The organism is Isoptericola sp. NPDC055881, from assembly GCF_053615895.1.
In genome coordinates, this window is the sequence record NZ_JBSHCR010000055.1 from 22313 (window position 1) to 28364 (window position 6052).

Sequence of the window (6052 nt, forward strand, 5' to 3'; positions counted from 1 at the left end):
GTCAGCGGGCGAAGCGCTCCGACCGCTCGACGACGCGGCCCGCGCCGCGCCCGCCCTCGGCGGCGGGGTCCCAGGTGTAGACCTCGGTGCCGGTGACGAAGACGTGCTCGGCGCGCGAGGCCACGTCGAGCGGGTCCCCCGACCAGACGACGACGTCGCCGTCGAGGCCGGGGGCCAGCGCGCCCACGCGGTCGTCGAGCCCGAGGAAGGACGCCGGGTTCACCGTCAGCGCCTCGAGCGCGACCTGCGGGTCCAGGCCCTCCTTCACCGCGAACGACGCCTGGTGCACGAGGAAGTTGATCGGCACCACCGGGTGGTCGGTCGTGATGGCGACGCGGACGCCCGCCTCCGCGAGCCGGGCGAGGTTGGCGATGTCGCGGTCGCGCAGCTCCACCTTGGAGCGCGACGTGAGCATGGGGCCGTAGATGACGGGGACGTCCCGCTCGGCGAGCACGTCGGCGATCGCGGCGCCGTCCGTGCCGTGGTTGACCACGAGGCGGTAGCCGAACTCGTCGGCCAGGCGCAGGGCCGTCGCGATGTCGTCGGCGCGGTGCGTGTGCTGGTCCCACGCGAGCTCCCCGGCGAGCACCCGGGCCAGGGTCTCCTTGCCGAGGTCGCGGGCGAACGGCTCACCCTTGGCGTCGGCGGCGTCGCGCTGCGCGGCGTAGTGCTGCGCGTCGAGGAACGCCTGCCGGATGACGGCGGCCACCCCGAGCCGGGTGGACGGCGCCTTCTTCTGGTCGCCGTAGACGCGCTTGGGGTTCTCGCCCAGCGCGGACTTCACGGACACGGCGTCGCTGATGACCTGCTCGTCGACCGTCCGGCCGCCCCACGTCTTGATCGCGACCGTCTGCCCGCCGATCGGGTTGGCGGAGCCCGGCTTCACGACGACGGACGTCACGCCGCCCGCCAGCGCGTCGCGGAAGCCCTCGTCCTCGATGTTGATCGCGTCGAGCGCGCGCAGGTGCGCGCCGTCCGGGCCGGTCTTCTCGTTGGTGTCGTCGCCGGCCCAGCCCGCGGCCTCCTCGTGCACGCCCACGTGCCCGTGCGACTCGACGAACCCCGGCAGCACCCAGCGGCCGCGCGCGTCCACGGTACGCACGCCGTCGGGGATCGCGACGTCCGGCCCGACGGCGGAGACCACGCCGTCCAGCACCAGCACGGTGCCGCCCTCGATCGGCAGGCCGTCCACCGGGACGACGTAGCCGCCCGTGATCGCGACGGACGAGCGGGCGGTGCGGATCGGTGCGGTCATGAGAGCCATCATGCCGCTGGACGCGCCGGTCGGGGGTCACCATGTCCGACGGTGCTGTGTCCGACGGTGCTGCTAGAACCGGCACGGAGAGTTCCGTCGTCTCCCCGGAAGGGTCTCCCATGAACCGCCTGCCCACCGACGTGCACCCGTTCGAGGAGCATGCCACCGACGCCGACCTGGCCGACCTGCGCGCGCGGCTGGCAGCGGCCCGGCTGCCCGAGCCCGAGACGGTCCACGGCGCCGGGCCCGGCCGCCGCTGGGACCAGGGCGTCCCGCTCGCGGACCTCGTCGAGCTCGTGGGCTACTGGCGCAGCGGGTACGACTGGCGGGCGTTCGAGAGCCGTCTCGACCAGCTCGGCCAGTTCCGCACGACCGTCGACGGTCTGGGGATCCACTTCCTGCACCGCCGCTCCTCCCGCGCGGACGCGACGCCCCTCGTCCTGACGCACGGCTGGCCCGGCAGCGTCGCCGAGCTGGCCCACGTCGTCGACGAGCTCGCGGACCCCCGGCGTGCCGACGCCCCCGCGTTCCACGTCGTGGTCCCGTCGCTGCCGGGCTTCGGGTACAGCGACAAGCCGGCCGCCACCGGGTGGGGCACCGAGAGGATCGCGGCCGCGTGGGTGGAGCTCATGGGCCGGCTCGGCTACCGCGAGTTCCTCGCCCACGGCGGCGACTGGGGCGGCAACATCACCACGGTCCTGGCCGGCCGGTTCCCCGAGCGTGTCCTCGGGATCCACACCACGTTCGCGGCGGCCCCGCCCGGGCTGACGACCGACGGACTCACGGAGACGGAGCGGCGGTGGGCGGAGGAGACCCGCGAGTTCTACGCGGGCCCCCGCGGGGCGTACGCGAAGCAGCAGGCGGCCCGGCCGCAGACCATCGGCTACTCGCTCGTCGACTCGCCGGTCGGCCTCCTCGCCTGGATCCTCGACAAGTTCGCCGAGTGGTCGGACACCGACGACAGCCCGTTCGAGACCATCTCCAGGGACCGGGTCCTGGACGACGTCACCCTGTACTGGCTGACGCGCAGCGGCGCGTCGGCGGCCCGCATCTACGCCGAGAGCCACGGCGCCCTGGACCCCGACCTGCGGGTGGACGTCCCGGCGGCGATCACCATGTACCCGCGCGACGTCGAGAAGTGCCCGCGGCCCTGGGCCGAGGAGCGGTACCGGAAGATCGTCCGGTGGAGGGAGCCCGCGGCGGGCGGCCACTTCCCGTCGCTGGAGGTCCCGGAGCAGTTCGTCGCGGACCTGCAGGACGGCCTCGCCGCCGTGCTGGCCGCCCGCCGGTAGCGCGACGGGCCCCGCCGCTCGCCGTCGGCTACTCGGCAGGGACTACTCCGTGGGGACGTTCTCCTCGAGCTCCGCCAGCCAGGCCGCGGCCGACGCGTCGGAGGGCATCCGCCAGTCCCCGCGCGGCGACATCGTGCCGCCGGGGGAGACCTTGGGCCCGTTGGGCAGGGCGGACCGCTTGAACTGCGACGAGAAGTAGCGCCGGAAGAAGACCGTCTCCCACTTCCGGATGGTCGCCAGGTCGTAGGCGGACCGCTCGTCGTGGGGGAAGTTCGGCGGCCAGGCGCCCGTCTCGGCGTCGCGCCAGGCGTGCCAGGCGAGGAAGGCGATCTTCGACGGCCGCAGGCCGTGGCGCAACGTCCAGAACAGCGTGAAGTCCTGGAGGGCGTAGGGGCCGATCGTGGCCTCGGTGGACTGCGGCGCCTCGCCCTCGGCGGCGGGCACCAGCTCGGGGGAGATCTCCTGGGCGAGGATGTCGCGCAGCAGGTCGTTGGTCTCGTCGTCGAACCGCCCGGTGTCCGCCACCCAGCGGATGAGGTGCTGGATGAGCGTCTTCGGCACGCCGGCGTTCACCGCGTAGTGCGACATCTGGTCGCCCACACCGTAGGTGCACCACCCCAGCGCGAGCTCGGACAGGTCGCCCGTGCCGAGGACGATGCCACCACGGTGGTTGGCGAGGCGGAACAGGTAGTCGTAGCGCAGCCCGGCCTGGACGTTCTCGAACGTGACGTCGTAGACCTTCTCGCCGGAGCCGTACGGGTGGCCGAGGTCGCGCAGCATCTGCTCGGCGGCGGGCCGGATGTCGAGCTCCTCGAAGTGCACGCCGAGCGACCGTGCGAGCCGGGTGGCGCGGTCCTTCGTCTCGGACGACGTGGCGAAGCCGGGCATGGTGATCGCGTGGATGTCGGAGCGCGGCCGCCCGAGCTGGTCCATCGCACGGGCCGCGACGATCAGGGCGTGCGTCGAGTCGAGACCGCCGGAGACCCCGATGACGATCTTGGGCTGGCCGATGGCGCGCAGCCGCTGCTCCAGCCCGGCCACCTGGATGGAGTAGGCCTCGTAGCAGTCCTGGGCGAGGCGCTGCGGGTCGTCGGGCACGAAGGGGAACCGGTCCACCTTGCGGCGCAGCCCGACGTCCCCGGACGGCGGGTCGACCGTCCACGCCACGGTGCGGAAGTCGAGGCGGTCGGCGAGGGCGCGGCGGTTGTCGTCGAACGAGCCCTGCCGCAGGCGCTCCTGACGCAGGCGGTCGAGGTCGACGTCGGCCACCGCACGTCGCGGGCCGTCCGGGAAGCGCTCGGTCTCGGCGAGCACGTCGCCCACCTCGTAGACCATCGTCTGGCCGTCCCACGACAGGTCGGTGCTCGACTCGCCCTGCGCCGCCGCGTACGCGTAGGCCGCGAGGTTGCGGTGCGACGCCGAGCGCACCATGAGGCGCCGGTCCTCCGCGCGGGCCACCGTGATGGGGCTGGCCGACAGGTTGAGCAGCACCGTCGCGCCCGCCAGCGCTGCCTCCGCCGACGGGGGCACGGGGACCCACAGGTCCTCGCACACCTCGACGTGCACGACGAGGCCCGCGACGTCGTCCGCCGCGAACAGCAGGTCGGGGCCGAACGGCACCGGCCCGTCCGCGAACGGCAGGGTCACGGTGGCGCCGCGCCGGTCGTCGCCGGGCGCGAACCAGCGCTTCTCGTAGAACTCGCGGTAGTTCGGCAGGTACGACTTGGGCGCGACGCCGAGCACCCGGCCGCCCTGCACGACGACGGCGCAGTTCAGCAGCCGGTTGCCGACCTCGAGCGGGGCGCCGACGACCAGCATCGGGCGCAGGTCCGCGCTGGCCTCCACGATCGTCGCGAGCGCGTCGGACGTCGCCTCGAGCAGCGTGTCGGCAAGGTGCAGGTCATCGATCGCGTAGCCGGACACGCTCAGCTCGGGGAAGACGGCGACCGCCACGTCGTCGTCGTGGCACGCGCGCGCCTCGGCGAGGATCGCGGCCGCGTTGGCGCGGGGGTCGGCGACGGTGACGGGGACGGTGCAGGCCGCGACGCGGGCGAAGCCGTGGGCGTAGGCCGAGGTGAAGTCCACCCCCCGAGTGTAGGAACACCGCCGCCCCCACGAGCTGTCAGACCCAGGTGCTGCCATGCCGGCACGTGACTCTGACAGGTTGCGGGCCCGGAAAGTTGTCAGACGCAGGTGCGGCTCTACCGGCACCTGGGTCTGACAGGTCTCGTTAGGGTCGGGTCGTGCACCCCCACCTCGCCCGCCGCCGGCGCGCGCTCGTCGTCCTGCTCGCGGCGCTGCTCGGCCCGGCGCTCGGCCTCGCCGTCGCGCAGCCCGCCGCCGCGCACGACCGGCTCGTCTCCTCCGACCCGGCCGACGGCGCCCGCCTCGCCGAGCCCCCGACGACGATCACGCTCGTGTTCAGCGCCGACGTGCTGCAGGCCGGCGCCCAGGTGGCCGTCGCGACGTCCGCCGGCACGACGTCCGCGCAGGTCGCCGTCGACGGCGACGAGGCCACCGCGACCCTGCCCGCCGGCCTTCCCGGCGGCACGTGGGACGTCACGTGGCGCGTCGTCTCCTCCGACGGCCACCCGGTCGAGGGCGACCTCTCGTTCACCGTCGCGGCCACCTCACCGAGCCCGTCACCCAGCCCGTCACCGAGCCCGACGCCCAGCCCGACGTCGCCTGCGCCGAGCGCGCCCGACGACGGTCACGTGCACCGCACCGGGACGCCCGGTGCCGAGCTCGACGCCCAGGGCGAGGCCGGATGGGCGACGGCGTGGCTGTTCCCGGTGGCCGTGCTGGCGGCCGTGGGCGTCGCCGCGGCCCTGGTGCTGCGGGCGCGGCGGCCCGAGGCGGCCGACGACGAGCGGGACGACGATCAGGACGACGAGCGGGACGACGGGGCCGGCGGACCGCAGTCCTGACGAGCCGCCGAGCACGCGATCTGTGCCGCCATGAGGGCCGATAGCGGGACAGATCACGCGCCCGACAGGGGTCTCGGTGGGAGTGTCCGGCACGCCACGCGCGGAAAAGTCGCAGGAATCCGCGGATGTTCCCTAGTGTGTTCCCCGGTCCCCCGGCGCGAGCCGGCCAGGATCGAGAACGTGACGACGTGCGGGTCGCGCGCGTCGTGAACCGGAGAAGGGATGCACATGTCGCTGAACAAGTCCGAGCTGGTCTCGGCCATCGCCGGCAAGGCCGAGCTCAGCAAGGCGGAGGCGGAGAAGTTCCTCAACGCCTTCCAGGCTGTGCTCGAGGAGTCGCTCGCCAAGGGCGAGGCTGTCAAGGTCACGGGTCTGCTCTCGGTCGAGCGCGTCGAGCGCGCGGCCCGCACCGGTCGCAACCCGCGCACGGGCGAGGAGATCCAGATCCCGGCCGGCTTCGGTGTGAAGATCAGCGCCGGCTCGCTGCTGAAGAAGGCCGTCGCCAAGTGATCCTTCGCTGACACGACGACTCCGTCGCGTCAGCCACCCGGAGGCCCGCCGCTCGCCCTGCGCGAGCG

The 6052-nt window shown here is 73.7% G+C and carries 5 protein-coding genes; 3 read left to right on the forward strand and 2 right to left on the reverse strand.

Annotation, left to right across the window (positions count from 1 at the left end):
- Position 1: 1 nt before the first annotated feature.
- Positions 2 to 1255 (reverse strand): amidohydrolase, encoded by a 1254-nt coding sequence (locus ACWGKI_RS15690; RefSeq protein ID WP_452188187.1) that lies wholly within the window; start codon positions 1253 to 1255, stop codon positions 2 to 4.
- A gap of 119 nt (positions 1256 to 1374) precedes the next feature.
- On the opposite strand from ACWGKI_RS15690, the gene ACWGKI_RS15695 reads away from it, so the two are divergent.
- Entirely contained in the window at positions 1375 to 2547 is a 1173-nt protein-coding gene (locus ACWGKI_RS15695) for an epoxide hydrolase family protein (protein ID WP_452188188.1), read from the forward strand.
- A gap of 42 nt (positions 2548 to 2589) precedes the next feature.
- On the opposite strand, the gene ACWGKI_RS15700 is transcribed toward ACWGKI_RS15695, so the two are convergent.
- Positions 2590 to 4632 (reverse strand): NAD(+) synthase, encoded by a 2043-nt coding sequence (locus ACWGKI_RS15700; RefSeq protein WP_380244470.1) that lies wholly within the window; start codon positions 4630 to 4632, stop codon positions 2590 to 2592.
- A 158-nt stretch (positions 4633 to 4790) separates the two neighbouring features.
- Here ACWGKI_RS15700 and ACWGKI_RS15705 point away from each other — a divergent pair, with 158 nt between their 5' ends.
- Both ACWGKI_RS15705 and ACWGKI_RS15710 read left to right on the forward strand, forming a co-directional pair.
- Positions 4791 to 5474 carry a copper resistance CopC family protein gene (locus tag ACWGKI_RS15705; RefSeq protein WP_452188190.1) on the forward strand — a complete coding sequence of 228 codons (684 nt, stop codon included), beginning with the start codon at positions 4791 to 4793 and terminating at the stop codon, positions 5472 to 5474.
- A 228-nt stretch (positions 5475 to 5702) separates the two neighbouring features.
- Entirely contained in the window at positions 5703 to 5984 is a 282-nt protein-coding gene (locus ACWGKI_RS15710) for an HU family DNA-binding protein (protein ID WP_079573476.1), read from the forward strand.
- Positions 5985 to 6052 lie beyond the last annotated feature (68 nt).

Bases quoted from the DNA above. Each gene is read 5' to 3' on its own strand.
- ACWGKI_RS15710 (WP_079573476.1), top strand. From the start codon at position 5,703: ATGTCGCTGAACAAGTCCGAGCTGGTCTCGGCCATCGCCGGCAAGGCC.
- ACWGKI_RS15695 (WP_452188188.1), top strand. From the start codon at position 1,375: ATGAACCGCCTGCCCACCGACGTGCACCCGTTCGAGGAGCATGCCACC.
- ACWGKI_RS15690 (WP_452188187.1), bottom strand. From the start codon at position 1,255: ATGACCGCACCGATCCGCACCGCCCGCTCGTCCGTCGCGATCACGGGC.